The organism is uncultured Cellulomonas sp. (genome assembly GCF_947494015.1).
In the GTDB taxonomy this organism is placed as follows: Bacteria; Actinomycetota; Actinomycetes; order Actinomycetales; family Cellulomonadaceae; genus Pengzhenrongella.
Window position 1 is genome coordinate 381,204 of the sequence record NZ_CANLTL010000001.1, and the last position, 23,700, is coordinate 404,903.

At 73.0% G+C, this 23,700-nt stretch carries 18 protein-coding genes; 12 read left to right on the forward strand and 6 right to left on the reverse strand.

Going from position 1 to position 23,700, the window contains the following annotated elements; all coding sequences use genetic code 11:
- Positions 1 to 154: 154 nt before the first annotated feature.
- On the reverse strand, positions 155 to 457 hold the full coding sequence (locus Q0840_RS01700; protein WP_298455379.1) for a DUF427 domain-containing protein: 303 nt from the start codon (positions 455 to 457) through the stop codon (positions 155 to 157).
- A 250-nt stretch (positions 458 to 707) separates the two neighbouring features.
- Here Q0840_RS01700 and surE point away from each other — a divergent pair, with 250 nt between their 5' ends.
- Positions 708 to 1,481, forward strand: coding sequence for a 5'/3'-nucleotidase SurE (surE, locus tag Q0840_RS01705; protein ID WP_298455382.1), 774 nt, complete (start codon positions 708 to 710; stop codon positions 1,479 to 1,481).
- A 31-nt stretch (positions 1,482 to 1,512) separates the two neighbouring features.
- Here surE and Q0840_RS01710 read toward each other — a convergent pair whose 3' ends face one another.
- The 3 genes from Q0840_RS01710 to Q0840_RS01720 all read right to left on the reverse strand — a co-directional run bounded on the left by Q0840_RS01710 (position 1,513) and on the right by Q0840_RS01720 (position 3,532).
- Entirely contained in the window at positions 1,513 to 1,863 is a 351-nt protein-coding gene (locus tag Q0840_RS01710; RefSeq protein WP_298455385.1) for a DUF3817 domain-containing protein, read from the reverse strand.
- A 61-nt stretch (positions 1,864 to 1,924) separates the two neighbouring features.
- Positions 1,925 to 2,446 carry a septum formation family protein gene (locus Q0840_RS01715; RefSeq protein WP_298455388.1) on the reverse strand — a complete coding sequence of 174 codons (522 nt, stop codon included), beginning with the start codon at positions 2,444 to 2,446 and terminating at the stop codon, positions 1,925 to 1,927.
- 183 nt (positions 2,447 to 2,629) lie between these two features.
- A complete protein-coding gene (locus tag Q0840_RS01720; RefSeq protein ID WP_298455391.1) occupies positions 2,630 to 3,532 on the reverse strand; it encodes an SDR family oxidoreductase in 903 nt (300 codons plus the stop codon).
- A gap of 182 nt (positions 3,533 to 3,714) precedes the next feature.
- On the opposite strand from Q0840_RS01720, the gene Q0840_RS01725 reads away from it, so the two are divergent.
- From Q0840_RS01725 to Q0840_RS01755, 8 genes are all read left to right on the forward strand, one after another.
- Positions 3,715 to 4,116, forward strand: coding sequence for a four-helix bundle copper-binding protein (locus tag Q0840_RS01725; protein ID WP_298455394.1), 402 nt, complete (start codon positions 3,715 to 3,717; stop codon positions 4,114 to 4,116).
- Positions 4,117 to 4,328: 212 nt separating this feature from the next.
- On the forward strand, positions 4,329 to 5,921 hold the full coding sequence (locus Q0840_RS01730; RefSeq protein ID WP_298455397.1) for a peptide chain release factor 3: 1,593 nt from the start codon (positions 4,329 to 4,331) through the stop codon (positions 5,919 to 5,921).
- 937 nt (positions 5,922 to 6,858) lie between these two features.
- On the forward strand, positions 6,859 to 9,975 hold the full coding sequence (locus Q0840_RS01735) for a glycoside hydrolase family 3 N-terminal domain-containing protein (protein WP_298455399.1): 3,117 nt from the start codon (positions 6,859 to 6,861) through the stop codon (positions 9,973 to 9,975).
- Between the two features lie 367 nt (positions 9,976 to 10,342).
- Positions 10,343 to 13,426 (forward strand): glycoside hydrolase family 3 N-terminal domain-containing protein, encoded by a 3,084-nt coding sequence (locus Q0840_RS01740; protein WP_298455402.1) that lies wholly within the window; start codon positions 10,343 to 10,345, stop codon positions 13,424 to 13,426.
- Between the two features lie 496 nt (positions 13,427 to 13,922).
- The gene (locus Q0840_RS01745) at positions 13,923 to 14,789 is read left to right on the forward strand and encodes a sensor histidine kinase (RefSeq protein WP_298455405.1); all 867 of its coding nucleotides are present in this window, start codon (positions 13,923 to 13,925) and stop codon (positions 14,787 to 14,789) included.
- A 32-nt stretch (positions 14,790 to 14,821) separates the two neighbouring features.
- Positions 14,822 to 15,058 (forward strand): hypothetical protein, encoded by a 237-nt coding sequence (locus Q0840_RS19015; protein WP_367183052.1) that lies wholly within the window; start codon positions 14,822 to 14,824, stop codon positions 15,056 to 15,058.
- Positions 15,055 to 15,723 (forward strand): response regulator transcription factor, encoded by a 669-nt coding sequence (locus Q0840_RS01750; RefSeq protein WP_298455408.1) that lies wholly within the window; start codon positions 15,055 to 15,057, stop codon positions 15,721 to 15,723. Before Q0840_RS19015 ends, Q0840_RS01750 begins: the two co-directional genes overlap by 4 nt.
- A 297-nt stretch (positions 15,724 to 16,020) precedes the next feature.
- Positions 16,021 to 16,440 (forward strand): hypothetical protein, encoded by a 420-nt coding sequence (locus tag Q0840_RS01755; RefSeq protein WP_298455411.1) that lies wholly within the window; start codon positions 16,021 to 16,023, stop codon positions 16,438 to 16,440.
- Between the two features lie 429 nt (positions 16,441 to 16,869).
- On the opposite strand, the gene Q0840_RS01760 is transcribed toward Q0840_RS01755, so the two are convergent.
- Positions 16,870 to 17,874, reverse strand: coding sequence for an energy-coupling factor ABC transporter permease (locus Q0840_RS01760; RefSeq protein WP_298455414.1), 1,005 nt, complete (start codon positions 17,872 to 17,874; stop codon positions 16,870 to 16,872).
- A gap of 45 nt (positions 17,875 to 17,919) precedes the next feature.
- Positions 17,920 to 19,203 (reverse strand): lactate racemase domain-containing protein, encoded by a 1,284-nt coding sequence (locus Q0840_RS01765; protein WP_298455417.1) that lies wholly within the window; start codon positions 19,201 to 19,203, stop codon positions 17,920 to 17,922.
- A gap of 121 nt (positions 19,204 to 19,324) precedes the next feature.
- Between Q0840_RS01765 and uxaC the strand changes: the two genes are divergently transcribed.
- From uxaC to Q0840_RS01780, 3 genes are read left to right on the forward strand one after another with little or no spacing between them, the layout of a single operon-like run.
- A complete protein-coding gene (gene uxaC / locus Q0840_RS01770; protein WP_298455420.1) occupies positions 19,325 to 20,746 on the forward strand; it encodes a glucuronate isomerase in 1,422 nt (473 codons plus the stop codon).
- Complete coding sequence (locus Q0840_RS01775) at positions 20,743 to 22,101, forward strand: mannitol dehydrogenase family protein (RefSeq protein ID WP_298455423.1); 1,359 nt, start codon at positions 20,743 to 20,745, stop codon at positions 22,099 to 22,101. Before uxaC ends, Q0840_RS01775 begins: the two co-directional genes overlap by 4 nt.
- Positions 22,098 to 23,666 carry a gluconokinase gene (locus tag Q0840_RS01780; protein ID WP_298455425.1) on the forward strand — a complete coding sequence of 523 codons (1,569 nt, stop codon included), beginning with the start codon at positions 22,098 to 22,100 and terminating at the stop codon, positions 23,664 to 23,666. The genes Q0840_RS01775 and Q0840_RS01780 overlap by 4 nt, the downstream gene beginning before the upstream one ends.
- The last annotated feature ends 34 nt before the right edge of the window (positions 23,667 to 23,700 follow it).

The window sequence follows — 23,700 nt, forward strand, 5'->3', positions numbered from 1 at the left end:
GGTGTGGGCGCCACCTCGACCCGTGAGGGCACGGCGGCGCCGTCTCCTTCCGGGCGGGGGACGAGCAGACGACGAGACGCTAACAGCGATTGCGACTCATTATCAATAAGCCCGTCCGGACCCCGGGCGCCCCGGAAGCACCGCGCGCCGGCCGTCAGCCGACCTGGACCGCGCGGTCGAAGGCGACGTAGCCGCTGAAGTCCGCACCGACGCGGTCGAACGCCGACGGGTACGGGTGCGGATACGCCCACGCCGCATCGGGGACGACGGCGTCGCCCTCTCGGACGGAGTAGTACTGGCACTCGCCCTTCCACGGGCACGTGTACGGGGTGGGCGACTCCTCGAGCAGCTCCCGGCGCACGGCAGCGGGCGGGAAGTAGACGTTGCCCTCGATGCGCAGGACGTCGTCCTCCGACGCCTCGGCCAGCACGGTTCCGTTGAGCACGGCAGTGAGCATGACAACCTCCAGGTCGACGGGTCAGTGCGACGGTAGGCCCGGCGGACCGCCGGGCGCCATCGTCGCCGTCGTCATCGTCGCCGGTCGTCGTCGTCGGTGCTCGCCGCCGGTCGTCGTCGGTGCTCGCCGCCGGTCGTCCTCGTCGGCGCTCGCCGGGCACGCGGGCCGGGCAGCGGGACAGGATGGGCGTCGGCCCCGCCCGCGGCGGCACGCCGACCGACCGACGTCCGCAGGAGGAACCGTGCGCGCCATGATCACGAACGACGACGGCATCGACTCCCCGGGGCTGGCGGTGCTCGCCCGGGTGGCCCTGGACGCCGGCCTGGAGGTGACCGTCGTGGCCCCGGCGACGGAGCACTCCGGTGCGGGCGCGGCGCTGTTCGGGGTGGGGCGCGACGGGCAGCTCGACGTGCAGGAGCTCCCGAGCCCCGGCCTCCCCGACGGCGTCCGCTCCCTGGCCGTCGGCGCGACCCCCGCGCTGCTGACCCTCCTGGCGGCCGACGGCGGCTTCGGGCCGCGCCCGGACGTGGTGCTGTCCGGGGTCAACCGCGGGGCGAACACCGGCAACGCCGTCCTGCACTCCGGGACCGTGGGGGCGGCCCTGTGCGCCGCGTCGCTCGGCGTGCGCGCCCTGGCGGTCTCCCTCGACTCCGCCGACCCGCAGCACTGGGCGACCGCGGGCGTGGTCACCGCCCATGCGCTGCCGTGGGCGCTGGACCGGCCGGCCGGGGACGGCGTGCTGAACGTGAACGTCCCCGACCTGCCGGTGGACCGTGTCCGCGGGGTGCGGTCGGCACCCCTCGCGAGGTTCGGCGCCGTCCAGACGACGGTCGACGCCGACGACGCGGGCCGGCACACCGTCCGGTTCGTCGAGCCGGACCGCGGCCGGGACCCGGACTCCGACGCCGGGCTGCTGGCCGGCGGGTGGGCCACGCTCACCCTGCTCCGGGCGCCCTGCTCCGAGGTGTCGGCACAGCTGCCCGAGCACCCCCGGCCGCTGACGGCCGCGGGCCGCCCGGGCTGACTCCCGGTCGGGGACCGCGTCGGCCGACCGGTCAGCCGATCCCCACGGCGGCCGGCGCGGGCGCCGGTCGACCGAGCAGCAGCCCACGCCGGCGCGCCGCCACCTCGAACAGCAGGGTGGCCAGCGGCGGGACGCTGGCCGCCAGCGCGACCAGGGTCACCAGGGGCGACCACCGCAGCACCCGCGCCGCGAGCACCGTGGTGACCACGTACAGCACGAACGCCGCACCGTGCAGGCGGCCGAACAACCACACGCCCGCCTCGGTGGTCCCGGTCACGTGCTTGAGGTACATGCCGACGAGCAGGCCGGCCCAGGTGATCGCCTCCACGACGGCGACCGTCACGAACGCACGCCGCACCGTGGTGGCCTCGGGGGTCTGCATGGACCCATCGCATCACGGCGCCCCGGTCCGGTCCCAATCCGGCGTCGCCCGCCGGGCCGGCTCAGTGCTGCACACCCTCCAGCGTGCCGGTGACCCCGCCCTGCGGGTCGGTGACGATGCACAGCACCTCGCGGTCGTCGCCGAGCTCCCAGCTCTGCGACGTCGGGGCCAGGTAGGTGAAGTCCAGCGTGGACTCCTCGTACGCCGTCCCGACGAACGGCTGGAAGTCGGCGAAGCACATGTCGTCGGCGCTGGCCACGATGGCGTCGTCGCCGGGGTACTCGTCGCCGTCGAGCTGGTGCGAGGCGTACACCTCGCTGTCGTGCGCCTCGCCGCACGGCACGGTCGGCACCGAGCTGACTTCCTCGAGCTCGTCCGCGCCCTCCTCGGCGGGGGCCTCGTCGGAGTAGTCCAGGCAGTCGCCGACGCGGATGGCGAACGCGTCCGCCTCGACCGCCTCGGTGATCTCGCCGGTCTCCTCGTCCCGCTCGGGCTCGACGCCGCCCATCAGGGAGCAGCCGGTGACCAGCAGGGCGGTGGACGCGAGCACGCCGACGGCGGCGAGGCGGGTGGAGCGGGACACGGGCGGACCTCTCGTGGCAGGAGCCGCCACGGCTGGGGCGGGCGCGCCGAGGCTAGTGCGGCGCGCCCGCCCCGCGTCCCGTCGTCGCGACGGTCTTCACCCGCCTGCCAGCGGATTCACCCGCGACCCGTCACCCACGACCCGTGACCCGTGACCCGTGACCCGTGACGACGGTGCCGCGCGTCAGGGGGTCGGCGACCCGCCGGTCACCGACACCGTCGCCCCGGTGGTGTAGCTCGACTCGGGCGAGGCGAGGTAGACGTACGTGCTCGCCAGCTCGGCCGGCTGGCCCGCACGACCCAGCGGGGTCTGGGCGCCGAACTCGGGCAGGGCCTCGGTCGGCTGCCCGCCGCTGACCTGCAGCGGCGTCCAGAACGGTCCGGGCGCGACCACGTTGACCCGCACGCCCTGCGGCGCGACCTGCTGGGCGAGCGCCTTGCTGAAGGTGTTGATCGCCGCCTTGGTCGAGGCGTAGTCGAGCAGCGTCGGCGACGGGTTGTACGCCTGGATCGAGGACGTGGTGATGATCGCGCTGCCCGGGGGCATGTGCGGCAGGGCGGCCTTGGTGAGCCAGAAGAGCGCGTGCACGTTGGTGCGGAACGTCAGGTCGAACTGCTCCGAGGTGAGGTCGGCGATGCTCTCGACGGCGACCTGCTTGCCCGCGACCGCGACCAGGACGTCGATGCGGCCGAGCTGCTCGACGGCGCTGCGGACGAGGCGGACGTTGGCGTCCTCGGTGGACAGGTCGTCCGGGACCGCGATCGCCCGCCGGCCGGCCTCCTCCACGAGGCGCACGACCTCCTGCGCGTCGGGCTCCTCCTGCGGCAGGTAGGACAGGACGACGTCGGCCCCCTCGCGGGCGAAGGCGATCGCGACCGCGCGGCCGATGCCGGAGTCGGCCCCCGTGACGACGGCGACCCTGCCCTCGAGCCGGCCGTGGCCGACGTAGCTCCCCTCGCCGTGGTCGGGCCGGGGCGTCATCTCCTGCTCGAGGCCGGGGGCGGGCTGCTCCTGCTCCGGCTGCGGCGGCTGCGGGTAGGCGGTCGTGGGGTCCGGGGCGGTCTGCTCGGGGTTCGTGTCGCTCATGCATCGATCGTCGCCCCGGGGCTCGCGGTCCGCACGGCGGGCTCGCCTCGGCGCCCGATCGGGCCCTGGGCCGCGCCCCGGGATGCACACCCATGGCCGGGTCTTTACCGTCGAATGGTCAGTGCGGTGCGCCCCGGGCCCGATCGCCGGGCGGCCGCCCGCCCGAGACCCGAAGGACCGAGATGAAGACCGCCGCGATGATCCAGACGTATCCCGCCGACATCACCCTCGACCGCGAGCTGCTGGCCCGCGCGATCGACGCGCTGATCACGTGCTCGCAGGCCTGTACGGCGTGCGCCGACGCCTGCCTGAGCGAGGAGATGGTCGCCGACCTGCGCACGTGCATCCGCACGAACCTGGACTGCGCCGACAGCTGCGGCGCCACCGCGCGCATCCTGTCGCGCCACACCGGCTACGACGCCGACCTCACCCGCGCCCACCTGGAGGCCTGCATCGCGGCGTGCCGGGCGTGCGGGGACCAGTGCGAGCAGCACGCCGGCATGCACGAGCACTGCCGGGTCTGCGCCGAGGCGTGCCGCTCGTGCGAGGAGGCCTGCGGCGAGCTGCTGACCTCGATCGCCTGACCGTCGGCCGTCCCCGCAGCCCCCCGGGGCGTGGCCGTCCGGTGCGGGCACGCCCGTCGGCCGGCCCGCACGGTGCCGGCCCGGACGGGTCCGTGCCTGACGGGACGGTAGGTTCGGACCATGCACGACCGATCGCGCGACCCCGCGCCCACCGCCGCGCGCCGGCGCCCACGCGCACGAAGCCGCGACCAGCGCACGCCGGGGTCGCGGCGATGACCGACCTCGCCGCGCCCCCAGCCGTCGTCGGCGCGCAGGCCGCCCGGCGCCGCAGCATCGCGGTCATCTCCCACCCCGACGCCGGCAAGTCCACCCTCACCGAGGCGCTCGCGCTGCACGCCCGGGCGATCGGGGAGGCGGGCGCCGTGCACGGCAAGCAGGGCCGGTCCGGCGTCGTGTCGGACTGGCTCGAGATGGAGCAGAAGCGCGGCATCTCGATCACGTCCGCGGCGCTGCAGTTCGAGTTCGAGGACGTCGTCATCAACCTGCTCGACACCCCCGGGCACGCGGACTTCTCCGAGGACACCTACCGCGTGCTGACGGCCGTGGACTGCGCCGTCATGCTGCTCGACGCCGCCCGCGGCCTGGAGCCGCAGACGCTCAAGCTGTTCGAGGTCTGCCGCCGGCGCGGGGTCCCGGTCATCACCTTCATCAACAAGTGGGACCGCCCGGGGCGCGAGGCGCTCGAGCTGTGCGACGAGCTCGAGCAGCGCATCGACCTGCACCCCACGCCGATCACCTGGCCCGTCGGTGAGGCCGGCACCTTCCACGGCCTGCTCGACACCCGGCAGCACGGCGTGACCCTCTACGGACGCTCCCCCGGCGGCGCCACGCTCGCCGAGGAGGAGCACCTGTCCCTGGACGCCGCCCGGGACCGGTTCCCGGCCGACGTCGACGACGCCCTCGAGGCGTCGTCCCTGCTCGGGGCCCTGGACACCGACTCGTTCCGTGCGGGACGCACCTCGCCGCTGCTGTTCGGGGCCGCGCTGACCAACATCGGCGTGCGCCAGCTCCTCGACGCGATCGCCGAGATCGCCCCGGCCCCCTCGGCCCGGCCCGGCGTGGACGGCGCGCCGCGCCCGGTCGACGCGCCCTTCAGCGGCTTCGTGTTCAAGATGCAGGCGGGCATGGACCCGAACCACCGCGACCACCTCGCGTTCCTGCGGGTGTGCTCGGGGGAGTTCCAGCGCGGCATGGTCGCCACCCACGCCACCACCGGCCGGCCGTTCGCGACGAAGTACGCGCTGTCGGTGTTCGGCCGCTCGCGCGACGTCGTCGACACCGCCTACCCCGGCGACATCGTCGGCCTGGTCAACGCGACCGCGCTGGCCGTGGGCGACACGCTGCACGCCGCCGACGGCCCGACGGTCCGGTACCCGCCGATGCCGACGTTCGCGCCGGAGCACTTCATCACCGCCCACGTCGCGGACCCGGCGCGCTCCAAGCAGTTCCGCAAGGGCATCGCCCAGCTCGAGCAGGAGGGCGTCGTCCAGGTCCTGGTCTCCGAGGCACGGGGCGACGCCTCGCCGATCCTCGCCGCCGTCGGGCCGCTGCAGTTCGAGGTCGCCGAGTTCCGGATGGCGCACGAGTTCAACGCGCCCATGCGCACCGACCACCTCACCCTCACGCTGGCGATGAACGCCGGGGCCGACGACGCCGCCCGGCTCGCGGGGCGCACCGGTGTCGAGCTGGCCCGGCGGGCCGACGGCACGCTGCTGGCCCTGCTCACCGACCGGTGGCGGCTCAGCTCGCTGCAGCGCGCCATCCCCGAGCTGACCCTCACGCCGTTGCTCGCCGGCTCGGAGTGAGCGGCGGTACCGCACCGACGGCGGGGCCGGTCGACGTCGGCGAACTGCGGCGCCGCGGACTCGTAGGTCAGGCCGTGCCCGACGTCGAACAGGGCACCGTCCTCGGTGTCGTCGTACCCGGGCAGGTCCGTCTGCTGCTCCAGGACGGCCTCACGGGTCCCGGCGAGCGCGAACCGCATCCGGCCCTCGGGGCGTCGTCGCCGGACAGGGCGTCGAGCAGGGCACGGTCGCTGGTGCCGAAGCCGGCCACGATCGCACCGGCGTCGCGCAGCCCGCTGGCCTCGTCGAGGACGAAGGGCTCCCGGAAGTACACATGCAGGATGACCTTGCTCGGGTCAGGCCGACGGACCTCCACTCCTCGCCCATGACCTCGGCGAAGCCCTCGACGACGGACATGTCCCCGACGGTGGGCGCCTGCCCGGTCCGGGCCGACTCGGCACCCAGCGCCGCGGCCGCGATCCCGGCCTCCTCGGGAAACGCCGTCACGGCGCCGGCCGACTCGTTGATGCCGGCACGGGCTGTGGGGTCGATGTGGTCGCGGGCGTCGGACTCGTGGAGCACCGGGATGCCGAGGCGGGTGGCCTCGGACAGCTCCTGCACGCGGTCCATGGAGCGGGCCGTCGCGGCCGGGGTGACCGACGCCGAGCGCACCGTTCGCCGTACGGACGCGCCACCGTGCGCTCGGTCGCCTCACCGCGGCCTGGTGCCGGCTCTTGCCGTCGGGGTCGCCGCCGGGCACACGTGACGGGGCAGGCGGACGCCGGTCGGGCCGCACACCGCTGGAGCAACTGATGGCAACCGCTGGCCATGCCGACCCTGAGAGCGGCACCGTGACGCCGGGATGAACGCGGCCGTCGGCCGCCCCAGCGCCCACCACGCGTGATGACGCGCGCGGGCGGAACAGCGCCGGTCACCCGAAGTCGAAGGAGACTCGAAGATGACTTCCCGTTCCCGTTCCCGTAGCCGCGGACGCGGACTGCTCGCCCTGCTCACGGCCGTGCCGATGGCCCTCGCCGGGACCGGTGCCGCCGCCGGGGTCGCCTCCGCTCCCGGCGGGGTGCAGGCGGCGGCCGCCGCCCACCCCTGGATGGACACGACTCTGACGCCTCAGGAGCGCTCGCAGCTCCTGCTCGACGCCATGACGCTGGCACAGAAGCTCCAGCAGCTCTCCGGAACTCCCCCGGAGATCGTGCCGGAGCTGCCCGAGTGCTGGGGCGGCCGGCACGTGCGCGGCATCCCTGAGCTCCAGATCCCCACCCTGCGCATCACGAACGGGCCGGTGGGTGTGGGCCAGAACGACTGCGTCGACGCCGCGCTCCTCGATCTGCCTCCGGCGGAGCGCCCGCGCGGGGTCCCGTACGTCCACGAGTCATCGGCGAAGGCGACCGCGCTGCCGTCGGCCACGACCGCTGCTGCGTCGTTCGATCCGGAGGTCGCCGGCACGTACGGCGACGTGATCGGCACGGAGATGAACAACCTGGCCCTGCACGTGTTCGAGGCCCCGGGCGTGAACATGGCACGGCTGCCGATCCTGGGCCGCAACTTCGAGTACTTCGGCGAGGACCCGTACCTGGCCGGCGTCATGGCGGTCGCGGAGACGAAGGCGGTCCAGGACCAGGGTCTGATCGCCATGCCCAAGCACTACGCCGCCAACGAGCAGGAGACGAACCGGCAGATCACCAACTCGGTGGTCGACGAGCGCACGCTGCACGAGACCTACCTGCTGCCGTTCGAGATGGCGGTCAAGGACGGCGACGCGGCCTCCGTCATGTGTGCGTACAACTACCTCAACGGCGTGCCCTCGTGCCAGAACGAGTACCTGCTCAGCGACGTGCTGCGGGACCAGTGGGGCTTCGAGGGGTACGTGCAGTCGGACTTCTTCGCCACGAAGAGCACCGTCCCGACCCTGCTGAACGGCATGGACCACATGATGCCGGTGCCCCAGCAGTGGGCCCCCGAGCTGCTGCAGGCGGCTCTGGACGCCGGCGAGATCAGCGTCGGTGACATCGACCTGGCGCTCCACCGCAGGTACGTGCAGATGTTCACCTACGGCATCTTCGACCGCCCCATCGTCCAGACGCCGATCGACTACGACGCGGGCGGTCGCACGGCGTACGAGATCGGCACCCACGGCGCGGTCCTGCTGCAGAACAACGGCGCCCTGCCCATCCCGAGCGATGTCCGGGACGTCGTCGTCGTCGGCAAGGCGACCCAGGTGTACGCCCAGCAGGCCGTCGCCGGTGGCGCACGCGTGGGCCACCCCTTCGGCAGCGGCGGTGGCAGCTCCGACGTCGTCCCCGCCTACTCGGTGGACCCCGTCGAGGGCCTGCTGAACACGCTCGAGGACCTCGGCAACACCGACGCCCAGGTCCGCCTCGTGCTGGTCGACGACGCCAACCAGACGGCGACCATCGACGGCGAGGAGATCAGCTTCGAGGCTGCCCTCGCCGAGGTGGCCGGCGCCGACTCCGTGGTGGTCATGGCCGGCACGATCTCCGAGGAGGGCGCCGACCGCGCCACCTTCAGCGACACGACCGGGACCGAGCTGGTCGACATCGGTGACGGTCTCGACTGGTACGCCGACAACGTCAGCGCGATCGCCACCGTCGCCGGCTCCAACCCCGCGAAGAACAGCAACACCGTCGCGATGATCAAGGCCGTCCTCGGCGCCGGACCGTCGATGGTCGAGAAGACCGCACTGGTGCTCAAGGACAACGCCGGGGTCTCGATGGACCCGGCACTGGTCGGGCAGGACGGTCCGTCGATCCTCGAGGCGTGGTTCCCCGGTCAGGAGGACGGCAACATCGTCGCCGACCTGCTGTTCGGTGTCGTCAACCCGTCGGGCAAGTCCCCCGTCACCTACCCCTACGAGGGCAAGGGCTTCCTGGACGAGATCGGCGCCGAGGAGTTCCCCGGGGTCCGGGTCGGGGACGAGGAGATCGGGATCGGCTTCGGGGGCTCGGGCGGCACCATCATCGGACGACCCACCGTGCAGTACACGGAGGGTGTCAACATCGGGTACCGCTGGTACGACGCGAACCTCAGTGGTGAGTGCGCCCCGGCGGAGAGCGGCGCGAACCCGTGCGTCGCGTTCCCCTTCGGCCACGGGCTCTCGTACACCGACTTCGAGGTGACCGACCTGGTGGTCACGCCGACGTCGGACGGCATGAGCCCGGTCACCGTCGAGGTCACCGTCGAGAACACCGGTGACGTCGCCGGTGCGGAGGTCCCGCAGGTGTACGTCAGCCTGCCGGACGCCGCCGCGGACTCCCCGCGGCGCCTCGTCGGCTTCCAGAAGGTCCAGCTGGAGCCCGGCGAGGCGAAGCAGGTCGAGATCACCATCGACCCGACGGCGTCGAGCCACCCGCTGTCCGTCTGGGACGGCGAGGCTGACGAGTGGACGACACCCGAGGGCGACGTCGTCGTCCAGGTGGGCACCTCGTCGGGCGACGTCACGCTGTCGGACACGGTCACGGTCGACACGTCCGTGCCGGTGACCTTCCCGGACGTGCCGGCGACGCACGACTTCGCCGAGGCCATCGCCTGGCTCGTGCAGGCGAACATCACCACCGGGTACGAGGACGGCACGTTCCGGCCCACCACGCCGATCTCGCGCCAGGCGATGGCGGCGTTCGTGTACCGGCTGGTCCACGACGGGGCCGACGCCCCGGGGTGCACCACCCGGCCGTTCCCCGACGTCGACGTGGCCAACCAGTTCTGCGGCGAGATCGCCTGGATGCAGGACGCCGGGCTGACCACCGGCTACGCCGACGGCACGTACCGGCCGACGGCGGCGATCTCCCGGCAGGCGATGGCGGCGTTCCTGCACCGCCTGCTCACCGACGACGCCGCCGCCGCGGACTGCACGGCGGCGCCCTTCACCGACGTCAGCGTCGGGGACCGGTTCTGCGGTGAGATCTCCTGGCTCAAGGAGCAGGGGCTGACGACGGGGTACGAGGACGGCACGTTCGGCACGACCGTGGCGATGTCCCGGCAGGCGATGGCCGCCATGCTGTACCGCGCCGTCGTCACTGAGGGGCTCACGGTCGGCTGATGGTTCGAACGGATCGCGCCTGAGGGCCGGTCCCGGGGGCACGGCCGGCGCAGCCCCGGCGACGACACGGACCACCCCGGTGGAGCGACAGCTCCACCGGGGTGGTCCTTCTCGTGTCGCTCCCCTGCGCGGTCCTCGCCTGCCGGCCTCGCGAGGCAGCCGGTGACACCACAGCCTCATGGCAGCACGGCGCCACGGCCGCACCGCCCGAGCGCAACTCATGGCAACCGCTGGCCATCTGGCGGCGGCGCACGGCACCTTGACGCTCGGGACTGGACGCGGCTGCCGGCCGCCCACAGCACCTCCGTGCGCGTGAAGACGCGCGTCGGCGCATCGCGCCGGTCACCCGAAGTCGAAGGAGACTCACATGACACCACCGTCCCGTAGCCGCAGACGCGGCCTGCTCGCCCTCCTCACGGCCGTGCCCCTGGCACTCGCCGGTACGGGGGCCGCAGTCGCCGGAGTCGCCACCGGCGTCGCCACCGCGCCCGGCGGCGTGCGGGCGGCGGCCGCGACCCATCCCTGGATGGACACCACCCTGACTCCTCAGGAGCGCTCGCGTCTCCTGCTCGAGGCCCTGACGCTGGACCAGAAGTTCCAGCAGCTCAGCGGCGCCAGTCCGGAGGTCCTGCCGGACCTGCCCGAGTGCTTCGGCGCTCGGCACGTCACCGGCATCGAAGAGCTCAGCATCCCCACGCTCCGCATCACCAACGGGCCGGTGGGCGTCGGGCAGAACGACTGCGTCGACCCTGCGGTCTTCGGTGGCCCGAACCCGCCGCCGCCGGGCAGCAACCCGTACGTCCACAGCTCCTCGGCGAAGGCGACCGCGCTGCCGTCCGGAACGACCGTCGCTGCCTCCTTCGACCGGGGCGTCGCGGGCGACTTCGGCGGCGTGATCGCCGACGAGATGAACAGCCTGGCTCTGCACGTGTTCGAGGCTCCGGGCGTGAACATGGCGCGGTTGCCGGTCCTGGGCCGCAACTTCGAGTACTTCGGTGAGGACCCGTACCTGACCGGGGTGATGGGTGTGGCCGAGATCGAGGCGGTCCAGGACCAGGGCATCATCGCGATGGCCAAGCACTACGCCGCCAACGAGCAGGAGACGAACCGGCGGACGATCCAGACCACCGTCGACGAGCGCACCCTGCACGAGATGTACCTGCTGCCGTTCGAGATGGCGGTCAAGGACGGCGACGTCGCGTCTCTCATGTGCGCGTACAACTACGTCAACGGCTCGGCGTCGTGCGAGAACGAGTACCTGCTCAACACGGTCCTGCGCGACCAGTGGGGCTTCGAGGGGTACGTGCAGTCGGACTTCTTCGCCACGAAGAGCACCGTCCCGACCCTGCTGAACGGCATGGACCACATGATGCCGGTGGCCCAGCAGTGGGCACCTGAGCTCCTGCAGGCAGCACTCGACGCGGGCGAGATCACGGTGGGCGACATCGACCAGGCGCTGGACCGCCGGTACGTGCAGATGTTCACGTACGGGATCTTCGACCGGCCGCTCGTCCAGACGCCGATCGACTACGACGCCGGCGGCGAGACCGCTCGGGAGATCGGAACCCGCGGCGGCGTCCTGCTGCAGAACAACGGCGCGCTCCCGATCGCGTCCGACGTCCAGGACGTCGTGGTCATCGGCAAGGCGACCCAGGTCTACGCCCAGCAGGCTGTCTCGGGCGGTGCCCAGGTGGGCAAGGCGCCCGGGTCCGACGGCCGCGGCAGCTCCATCGTCGTCCCGATGTACGAGGTGGCGCCGGTCGAAGGCCTGCGCAACGCGCTGACCGAGCTGGGTAACACGAGCGCCGCTGTCCGCCTCGTCCTGGTCGACGACGCCAACCAGACCGCGACCATCGACGGCGCTGCGGTGTCGTTCGAGGCCGCGCTGGCCGAGGCCGCCGCTGCCGACGCCGTCGTGGTGATGGCCGGCACGGTCACCACGGAGGGAGCGGACCGTGCGACGTTCACCGACGCCTCGGGGAACGCACTGGTCGAGTCCGGTAACGACCTGGACTGGTACACGGACAACATGGCGGCTGTGACGACCGCCACCGAGGGTGCGAACCCCGCGAAGAACAGCAACACGGTCGCCATGATCAAGGCCGTCATGGGCGCGGGCCCCACGATGAGCGAGAAGACCACGCTGGTGCTCAAGGACAACGCCGGGGTCGAGATGGACCCGTCGTTCGTCGGTCACGACGGCCCGTCCATCCTCGAGGCGTGGCTCCCTGGTCAGGAGGACGGCAACATCGTCGCCGACCTGCTGTTCGGTGTCGTCAACCCCTCCGGCAAGTCGCCGGTGACCTACCCCTACGTCGGGAAGGGCTTCCTGGACCACGCGACGCCGCTCCAGTACCCCGGGCAGATCGTCGACGGCCTGCAGACGGTGGAGTACACGGAGGGGGTGAACATCGGCTACCGCTGGTACGACGCGAACGTCAGCGGCGAGTGCGCTGAGGCTGCTGATGGCTCGAACCCGTGCGTGGCGTTCCCGTTCGGTCATGGGCTGTCGTACAGCGACTTCGAGATCTCGGACCTGGTGGTCGGGCCCACCTCGAACGGGGTGGACCCCATGACCGTCCAGGTCACGGTGGAGAACACCGGTGACGTGGCGGGTGCCGAGGTGGCGCAGGTCTACCTCGAGCTGCCGGAGTCGGTGAGCTCTGCGCCGCGGCGTCTGGTGGGCTTCGACAAGGTCGAGCTCGCGCCGGGGCAGAAGAAGCAGGTCATGATCACGATCGACCCGGCAGCGGCCAACCACCCGCTGTCCGTGTGGGACGAGGAGACCGACGGGTGGACGACGCCGTCGGGTGAGTTCGCGGTCCACGTCGGCACCTCGTCGGGTGACCTGGGGCTGACGAGCGTGGTGACGGTCGACCCGACCGCACCGGCGACCTTCCCGGACGTCCCGGCGACGCACCACTTCGCCGAGCAGATCGCGTGGCTGGTGGAGCGCGGTATCACCACCGGCTACGAGGACGGCACGTTCCGCCCGACGACGCCGATCTCGCGTCAGGCGATGGCGGCGTTCGTGTACCGGCTGGTCCACGACGGGGCCGACGCTCCCGAGTGCACCACCAAGCCGTTCGTCGACGTCGACGTGGCGAACCAGTTCTGCGGAGAGATCGAGTGGATGAAGAGTGCGAGCCTGACGACGGGGTACGCCGACGGCACGTACCGGCCCGAGGTGGCGAACTCCCGCCAGGCGATGGCGGCGTTCCTGCACCGTCTGTTCACCGACGAGGACCACGCCGCGGCGTGCGCGGCGGCGCCGTTCCCGGATGTCAGCGTCGGCGACCCGTTCTGCGGTGAGATCGCCTGGCTCAAGGAGCACGACCTGGCCACCGGCTACGACGACGGCACGTTCGGCAAGGCTGCGCCGATGTCCCGCCAGGCCATGGCCGCCATGTTGTACCGCGCCGTCGTGACCGAGGAGCTGCCGCTCGGCTGACGAGCACGACAGCCTGGCCAGGGATTGACGGCCGGGCCGCACGCGTGGACGGACGGACCCCTCCGGCGGTGCCCACGGGCACCACCGGGGGGGTCCTCTCGTCGACCGTACGACCGAGCCGCACGTCGTCGTCGCCGCTGTTCGACAGGGCGGCCGATGACGGCGCTGCCGGCCCCGCTCCCCTGCCGTACCGCCGACGCGGTATCCCTGTCACCGCATGCGGGTGACGCCGCCGGTACGAGCGGACACCACGATGAGGTGCGGCGTCGTGCCCAGCGCCGGAAGGCGCCACGCGGTGCTCGCCACGACCGCCGCCGCGACCGTGTGCCTCCATCCGGGCAAGGCGACAGGCGCACGTGAGCCGGCTAGGTGGCCGATCCCCGATCCCCGATCCCCGTGAGGTGACCCCGTGCGTCCGACCGGTTCCGCCGGGGACCCCGCAGCCAGCCGTCCGTCCGCGGCGGGGCTGCCTCTCACGTTCGTCACGCTTGCGGTGATGTCGGCCGGGGTGGCCTTCCGGGATGACACCCTCACCGCCCCGGAACCAGGAATCGTGCTGTTCACGGTCCTCGCGTGGCTCCCCCTGCTCGCCCGAACCGCCTACCCCCTACCGGTGCTCGTGGTCACTGCGCTTGCCGAGATCGCGCAGCTCGTGCTCCTGCCCGTGGTCAGCCCGGACTGGCAGGGCGTCGACCCGTTTGCGGCGTTTCAGCCGGTGCCGGTGGCAACGGTGACTGCTGCGTTCACCGCAGCGGTCCGCTGCTCCCGACGTCAGGCATGGATCGTCGGAGGTGGCGCGGCGGCGGCGATCCCGGCCGCAGCGATGCTGACCGTGGGGTCGGAGCTGAAGACCTACGCCTTCCCGATCCTGGTGATGGCGAACCTCGTGGTCACCGGGACAGGGACGGGAGCGGCCATCGCGGCCCGTCGGAAGCGGGCCGGTCGGGAAGCCGCGGACCGGCTGGAGCGCACACGCCGCGCGGTCGAGGAGGAACGCCTGCGGATCGCGCGCGACCTGCACGACGTCGTCGCACACCACCTGACGCTGGTGGACGCGCAGGTCTCGGTGGCCGGCTATCTCGTCCGGCAGGACCCGGCTCTGGCCGCGACCGCCCTGGACAATCTGACACGGCACACGCGCCTGGCACTGGACGAGCTGCGAGCGACGGTCGGGCTGCTTCGTGGTCGCACGGAGGAAGAACCCGCGACTCGCCCCCCGACCCCGGCGTCCACGACCTACCCCGGCTGGTGGCGGACACTCGCGCAGCCGGCACCGACGCCGAGCTGGTCGTCAGAGGCCGCCCCCATGGTCTCACCGCCCGAGCTGACGTCGCGGGGTACCGCATCGTCCAGGAGGCTCTGACCAATGCGGCCAAGCACGCCCCGGGCTCGCCCGTGACGATCGAGATGACGTGGACGGATGCGCAGCTCCTGCTCAGCGTGACGAACGCTCCTCCGCGAGCGGCGCCGCCCCACCCACGCGCCGCAGGGACCGGCAGCGGACTGCTGGGGATGCGCGAGCGCGCCGCCGCAGCGGGTGGCGCGGCCGCGCACGAGCCCACCCATGACGGGGGCTTCCGCGTCACGGTGACCCTCCCAGCCGACCCCTCACCGATCCAGGAGCTGCCATGACCACTCGTGTCCTGCTTGCCGACGACCAGGCGCTGCTGCGCGCCACATTCCGCCTGCTCCTGGACTCGACGGACGATCTGGAGGTGGTGGGAGAGGCGTCCACGGGACTGGAAGCCGTCGGTCGAGCACGCAGCGACCGCGCGGACGTGGTGGTCATGGACATCCGCATGCCTGAGATGGACGGGATCGAGGCGACGCGCCGCATCACCGCCGACGACGCGCTGGCGGGGGTCCGGGTCCTCGTCCTCACGACGTTCGAGACGGACGACGTCGTCATCGAGGCACTTCGCGCCGGTGCGTCGGGGTTTCTCGGCAAAGGGGTGGAGCCGGCCGTTCTCATCTCGGCGATCCGCACCGTGGCGGCAGGCGAACAGCTGCTCTCCCCGGCGGCGACCACCGCGCTCGTCGCTCGCTTCCTCGCACACGTCCCCGCCGTACAGCGGCCGGACGTGACACTGGACCCGCTGACCACGCGGGAGAGAGAGATCACGGCCCTTGCGGCGCGCGGGATGTCGAACGAGCAGATCGGCAGACACCTCGTGATCAGCCCGACGACAGCCAAGACGCACATCAACCGCGCGATGATGAAGACCGGATCCCGTGATCGAGCCCAGCTGGTCGTGTACGCCTACGAGACCGGACTGGTGTCACCGGGCGCAGGCTGAGCCGCGTCGATGCCATGCGGTCGAGCCCTCGATCCATCTGGGCGACCGAGCAGGTCTCCCCGTCGCCCGCCGGACGACACGACCACGATGCCCTGCGGCCGCCGCGCAGCCGCAGGGTGACCGAGCCGGCTCGACACCTCGGGAGGGCGGTGATCCGAGTACGCCCGCTCGGCGGACTCGAGGGCGGTACGTACTGCGGATGGATGACGGAAGGCGGTCCAGGCGGACGACGTCGAAGACGGCGCCTGGAGCCACGATTGAGGAGTTGGAAAGCCAGACACCGAGAGGAAGAATCCCATGGAGAAGAGCATCCCGGTCCCGACCTTCACCGAGCGCGCCAAGGAGCGGCTCTACGAGGCGTGGGACGCCTGGAAGCCCGGGTACGAGGACTGGATCGCCTGGTCGAACGAGCTCTACGCACCTGATGCCCTCATGATCGCGATGGACGGCGACACCCCGGAGCTGTTCCGCGACTACCAGGCGAAGATGAAGCACTTCCGCGACCAGTTCGACATGAAGATGGGCGTCATCGACCGGTGTGTCGCTGCCGACGGCGTGACCGCCCACACCTACAAGATGTCCATGACCCCGAAGGGGCAGGGCGAGGACCAGACCATCGTCATCCCGGTGACGGAGTTCAACCACTTCGGCATCGTGCCCGGCTACGACAAGCCCATGGTCGTCAAGCTCGAGCTCGTGACGGCCGACGGGGTGTAGCCGTCCGCGCGGGCGCCGGGCAGCCCGGCGGATGTGTCAAGCGCGGCCGGCTCGGCTGCAGATCACGAGCCGGCCCGTGCTTGCCGTCGATCGTCCACCTGATGGCACCCGTCCACGTCTTCACGCCAAGGGCGCGGACCGCACTCGACGTCAGAGGTCACGAGTCTGCGCCTCCTCCACCTCGGTCTCCCTGCAGTGGAGATTTCGCTGACGTCTCTCGACATCGACCTGCTGCCCGAAGTCGGGTGCTCGATCCGCGACGATCCCCTCGGGGATGCCGCCTGAGCAGCCGTTGTCCTGGCGGTCACCGGTCTCGAGTGCGGGCGTCCGCCACGGTGCTGTTCGCCGACCAGGTGTCGTGCCCACGGAGGTTGCCGCAGCGGCGAGTACCTCCGGGCGCAGTGACGGGTGTCGAGCAGCGGCAGCCGGTCAAGCCGGCGACACTCCTGCCCGGATCCCGCGCAGGACCGCGGTGGTGAGCGCTGCGCACAGTGCGACACCGAGCGCTCCGGTGATGCCGATGAACAGGTCGCTGCCGGCGCCGTAGTCCGCCAGCGGCGCGCCCGACCACGCGTGGTCGCGTGCTGCGTCGGCGAAGCCCACCGTCCGGGCGGTGGCTTCGAGCCCGTCCGGCGTCGAGGCCGCGAAGGGTGAGAGCGCGACAGCCGCGATCATCGCGATCGTGAGGGCGCCGCGACGAGCGACGGCGGACGGCGCGGCGCCGACGACCGGACCGGGCGCCGCGCCCGGCGCCGCGATCCCCGGTGCGACCGCGTGGGCCAGCGACACCACCCCGGCGGTGATGGCCGCCTCGCCGACCCCGATCAGCAGGTGCACACCGACCATCTGGGACACGAGCCGACCGGCCGGGACCGGCACCGTGCCGCCGGCCGCGAAGAGCAGGGCGAACAGGGCTGCTGCGGAGACGACGCTGACCAGACCGCCCGCGGCAGCTGAGCACGCGAGCGCGTGGACGGCCCTCCGGCCTCGCACGCCATGGTGCACGAGCCGCGCCGTCGCCCATCCGACCAGCGTGCCGACGACCGCGATGAGCAGGACGTTCGGCCCGATCGCGGTGAGCCCACCGTCCGCGAACACCAGCGCCTGGACGAGCACGACGGCCGTGACGCTGAGCAGCCCGAGAGCCGGTCCGAGCAGGGAGGCGGCCAGGGCACCGCCGAGGAGATGGCCGCTGGTCCCGCTCGCGACCGGGAAGTTGAGCATCTGCAGTCCGAACACCAACGCGGTGGTGGCCGCGGCGAGGCGCACCCTGGCTCGCACGACGGCGCGTCCGGCCACCTCGTCAGGTGCACAGGCGGTCAGCGCTGCCAGCTCGTCGCGACTGCGCCGCACAGCTAGGGCGACGACGACGCCGGCCGCTGCCGTGATGGCGACGGTCGTCTGAGGATCGAGGAAGTGGTCGGGCAGGTGCACGGGCGGTCTCCGATGAGCGACGGGAACTGGCCAGGGTGCCCGCGCTCAGCGCAGGCGGTACAGGACCTCGCCCGCCTGCGGGACGACGAGGGCGCCGGGGTCGGTGGCCCAGGCGTCGACGTCCACCTCGGCCGGGTCGAGGTAGTCGAGGTTGGCGGCACGCACCACGGCCTCGGGGATGCCGGTCGCGAGGGTCACGGTGACCCGGCACCGCTCGCCGTGCTCGTCGTCGTAGGTGCCCGCACCGCGCAGGTGCGTGGAATGAGCGAGGTCGCCCCACGGGGTGCCGGAGAACCGGTCCCACTGCTTCACGAAGTAGTCGCGGCAGTGGTACCCGATCTCCAGGATCTGCGGGTGCATCACCGAGATCTCGGTGATGTGCGGGGCGTACAGCACCACCTGACCGCCGTCGGCCACCACCGGCTCGACCTTGTAGAACCCCTTGGCCCCGGTCCACATGTCCTCGTACTTGGTCGGGATGATCGACAGCACGCGCTCCACCGGGGCGTCCAGGTAGGTCACGTGGGTCTGTGCCGAGACGTCCGCGGCCGCCGCCCACGACTCCTCGGGCGTCCCCCACGCCGCCGCGTGCAGCTCACCGGTCCCCGACTGGGCCACCACGCACAGCGCGTACCGTTCGCCAGGGACCAGGGACGCCGCCTCGTCGATCAGCGCCCGCACCGGGGTGATCCCGCGGGTGCCGATGATCTCCACGCTCGAGATCAGGGCGCCGAGCCAGTGCGAGACGTTGATGACGTCCTTGACCGCCACCCCGGGGAACAGGTACTTGTTCCCGCCGGAGAAGCCCACCACCTCGTGCGGGAACACCGGACCGACGATCACGGTCACGTCGTGCTCGACCACCGCCCGGTTCAGCCGGACGTCGACCGGCCGCACCAGCCGCCCCTCGGACAGCTCCGCGAGCCGCTCGGCGCTGATGGTGCCCACCGAGGTGAACGTCCCCTCGTCCCACCACTCGTGGTTGAGCACCGTCATGCCCGGATAGGTGGCCTCCAGCTCACCGGGGGCGTACCCCAGGTGCCGCGCCAGGTCCGGCTCGGACATCGCCGCGTGCGTGCCGAGCGCGACGAGGACGGTCAGCCGGCTGACCCGTCCGTGCGCCGCGGCATGCACCGCGGACAGCAGCAGCGGCAGCGGGCAGCTGCGGGTGGCGTCCGGCACCAGCACGCACAGGCTGCGACCGTCCAGCTCGACCCCCGCCAGCTGCTCGGCCACGAACGTCCGCACGCTCGCGGGGTCGAGGACCTGGTCCGGTCCCCCGATCCGGGCGGCGGCGGACGTGGACGGCGAGACCCCGATGACGCTCATGGCCTCAGCGTGCGCCGCCGTGACGTCCGGGGCAACGCCGGGCGGAGCGGCACGACGGGCGCGGCGACAACTGGCGGCAATCGGTTGTCGCTCGCAGAGGCCGCCGCCGACACTCACCGCCATGACGAGCCCGACGCCGCGCCTCGCGCTGCACCCTGACCGCCTGCTGCCCACCGAGCCCAGCACCCGCGAGGTGGCGCGACGGCTGTACGGGGCGGTCCGGGACCTGCCGATCATCTCCCCGCACGGCCACGTCGACCCCGGCACCCTGCTGCACGACACCCCGTTCGCCGATCCGGCCGCGCTGTTCGTCACCCCCGACCACTACGTGACCCGCCTGCTGCACGCGTCCGGTGTCCGGCTGGACGACCTCGGCGTGGGCCGGGGCCCGCTGGCCGAGGACGAGGCCCGGGCGGTGTGGCGCCGGTTGTGCTCGCACTGGGACGCGTTCCGCGGGACCCCCGTGCGCTACTGGCTGGAGAGCGAGCTGGCGGACATCTTCGAGGTGACCGTCCGGCCGTCCGCGGACACCGCCGACGACATCTACGACACCATCGCCGACCGGCTGGCACGCCCCGAGTACCGCCCGCGTGCGCTGTACGAGCGGTTCGGCATCTCCCTGCTGGCGACCACCGACGACCCCGTCGACGACCTCGCCGCGCACGCCGCCCTCGCGGCGGACCCGACGTGGCACGGCCGGGTCATCCCCACCTTCCGCCCCGACCGGTACCTCGAGGTGGGGACACCGGGATGGGCCGGCCACGTCACCCGGCTCGGGGAGTCCGCCGGCGTCGACACCGGGACCCTTGCCGGGTGGATCGCGGCGATGGAGGCCCGCCGGACCCACTTCGCCGAGCACGGGGCGCGGTCCAGCGACCACAGCCACGAGGACGTCGGGACCCAGCCGCTGGACGCCGCCGAGGCGGAGCGGATCTACCGGGCCGGTGTCGCGGGGACGGCCCGCGTCGACGAGGCGGTCGCGCTGCGGCGTCACCTGCTGCTGGAGATGGCCCGGATGGCCACCGAGGACGGCCTGACCATGACGCTCCACCCGGGCGTGCGCCGCGGCCACCACGGCCCGACGCTGCGCAGCTTCGGTCCGGACACGGGCCACGACATCCCGCTGCGGGGGGACTTCACCGACCCGCTGCGCCCCCTGCTCGAGCGGTTCGGCACGCACCCGAACCTGCGTCTGGTGCTGTTCACGCTCGACGAGACGGTGTTCTCCCGCGAGCTCGCGCCGCTCGCCGGCTTCTACCCCTCGGTGTACGTCGGCGCCCCGTGGTGGTTCCTGGACGCCCCCGAGGCGGTGCGCCGGTGGCGGTCCGCCGTCACCGAGTCCGCCGGCCTGTCCAAGACGTCGGGGTTCATCGACGACACCCGGGCGTTCTGCTCCATCCCGGCCCGGCACGACATGGCCCGCCGGCTCGACAGCGGCTTCCTCGCCCAGCTCGTCACCGAGCACCGGCTCGACGAGGACGAGGCGCTCGCCGCCGCGGTCGACCTGGTCAGCGGCCGCCCCCGCGAGGTGTTCGGCCTGTGAGCGGGCTTCATCGCGCGCGTCCGGCACCGCCCGTCCGGCACGTCCACCTGGGGCTCGGCAACTTCTTCCGCGCGCACCAGGCCTGGTACAGCCACCGCGCGCCCGACGCCGGTGACTGGGGGATCGCCGCGTTCACCGGCCGCAGTCCCGACCTGGCCGACGCCCTGTCCGCGCAGGACGGCCTGTACACCCTCGACGTCCGGGGCCCGGACGGGGACCGGTTCGAGCTCGTCGAGTCGGTCGTCGCCGCCCACGCGGCCACGGACCACGTCGCGTGGCTGCGCTACCTCGCCGACCCGGACGTCCGGGTCGTCACCTCGACCGTCACCGAGGCGGGGTACCTGCGCGCGGGTGGCGGTGTCGACACGTACCGCGCCGACGTCCGCGCCGACGTCCAGGCCCTCCGAGACGACGCCTCGGCCTCCGTCCGCACCGTCCCCGCCCGGCTGGTCGCGGGTCTGCTCGCCCGGCGGGCCGCCGACGCCGGACCGCTGTCGATCGTGCCGTGCGACAACCTGCCCGACAACGGCGCCGCGGTCCGCCAGGCGGTCCAGGGTCTGGCCGCGCTCGTCGACCCCTCCCTGGTGGGCTGGATCGAGGACGAGGTGAGCTGGGTGACCACCATGGTGGACCGCATCACCCCCGAGCCGACGGTGGACGACGTCGCCCTGGTCCGCACCGCGACGGGCACCGACGACCGCGCACCGGTGGTGACCGAGCCCTTCAGCGAGTGGGTGCTCAGCGGCGACCTCCGCGCCGGAGCCCCCGACTGGGGTGCGGCCGGCGTCGTCCTCACCGACGACGTCACGCCGTTCGAGGCACGCAAGCTCGGCCTGCTGAACGGCGCGCACTCGCTGCTCGCCTACGCCGCGCCGCTGCGCGGTCACGTCACGGTCGGCGAGGCGATCGCCGACGACGTGTGCCGGGACTGGGTCGAGCAGTGGTGGGACGAGGTCTCCCGGCACCTGAGCCTGCCCGCCGACGACGTCGCCGCGTACCGGGCGGCACTGACCGCGCGGTTCGAGAACCCCGCCATCCGTCACCGGCTCGACCAGATCGCGGCCGACGGCTCCCAGAAGGTGCCCGTGCGGTTCCTGCCCACCGTGCGCCTCGAGCGCGCCGCCGGCCGGCTGCCCGACGGCGGCCTGCGTGCCGTCGCGGCGTGGGTGCTGCACCTGCGCGGGGACGGCGTCCCGGTCACCGACGCGGCCGGCGGCGACGTGGTGCGGCTGGCCTCCGGGACGCTCGAGCAGGCGGTGCCACGGGTCGTCCGGGCACTGGACGTCGCGCTGGCCGACGACGACGCGGTGCTCGCTGCCGTCGTCGCGCACGCGCGCGACCTGGCGCCACGATGACCGCGGTCCGCCCACCGCACGCCCGGCCCGCCGAGCCCGCCCGGCGCCCGCACCGCGTCATCATCGGCGTGGACGTCGGCACGACCGCCGCGAAGGTCGTCGCCTTCGGTGTGGACACCCTCTGGCGGCACGTCGCGGTGCGCGAGTACCCGCTGCTCGAGCCGGTGGCGGGCCAGGCGGTGCAGGATCCCGACGTGGTGGTCGAGGCGATGCTCGCTGCCCTGTCGGACTGCGTGGCCGCGTCGGCCGGGACCGAGGTGATCGGTGTGTCGGTGAGCGCGGCGATGCACGGGCTCGTCGGGCTCGACGCCGCCCTGCGGCCCCTGACGCCCCTGGTCACCTGGGCGGACGGTCGCGCGATCGACGTCTCCCGGGGGCTGCGGGCCGCCGGTCTGGCCGCCGAGCTCCACGCCGCGACCGGCACGCCGGTGCACCCGATGTCGCCGCTCACCAAGCTCGTGTGGTTCGCCCGTCACGAGCCCGCCGTGTGGACCGCCACCCGGTGGTGGGTCGGCCTGAAGGACCTGGTCCTGCACCGCCTCACCGGCGAGCTCGTCACCGAGCTGTCGTCGGCGTCGGCGACCGGGCTGATGGACCTGCGCAGCCGTGGGTGGAGCCCTGCCGCCGTCGACCTGTCGGGCGCCCGCCCGGACCAGCTGCCACCGATCCTGCCGACCACCGCGGTGCGCGGCCTGGCACCCGACGTCGCGTCGCGGGTCGGCCTGCCCGCGGGGACCCCGGTGGTCCTCGGGGCGGCCGACGGGCCACTGGGCAACCTGGGGACGGGCGCCATGAGCCCCGGGGTGGTGGGCATGTCGCTCGGCACCTCCGGGGCGGTCCGCACGATCGTCGAGGCGCCGCCGGCGGCACTGCACCCGGCGCTGTTCTGCTACGCCCTGACGGAGTCGGCGTGGGCCGTCGGCGGCGCGGTGAGCAACGGCGGCATCGTCGTGCGCTGGGCCGGGGAGAGCCTCGCCCCCGACCTCGACGGCGTCCCGGGTGGAGCCACCGCCGACGAGCGCCTGCTCGACCTCGCCGCGTCGGTCCCCCCGGGTAGCGACGGGCTGCTCATGCTCCCGTACCTGCTGCCCGAACGCGCCCCGCTCTGGGACCCGGACCTGAGCGGGGCGCTGTGGGGGCTGCGCCGTCGCCACACCCGTGCCCACGTGGTCCGGGCGGCCGTCGAGGGGGTCGCCCTGCAGCTGGCGAGCATCGTGGACACCATCGACGCGGTGGTCCCCGTGACCTCGGTCCGGGCCACCGGTGGGGCTCTGCGGTCGCCCGTGTGGCGCCACGTGCTGGCGGCGGTGCTCGGACGTCCGCTCGTGGTGGCCGGCGCCGCCGAAGGGTCGGCACTGGGCGCCGCGGCGCTCGGGCTGCACGCCCTGGGCCACGCCCCCGTGCTCGCCGAGGCGACCGCCATGCTCTGCGGGCCGGCAGCGCACGCGACCGACTCCGTCCCGACCGACCGGGACGCCGCGGCCGTCTACACCCGCACCCGGGCGGTGCTGCCCGAGCTGCTCCGGGCGATGGCCACGACCGACGCCATCCTGGCCGGCCGCTGAGCCCACGTCCCTGCCGGCCGGCCGAGGCCGCGAC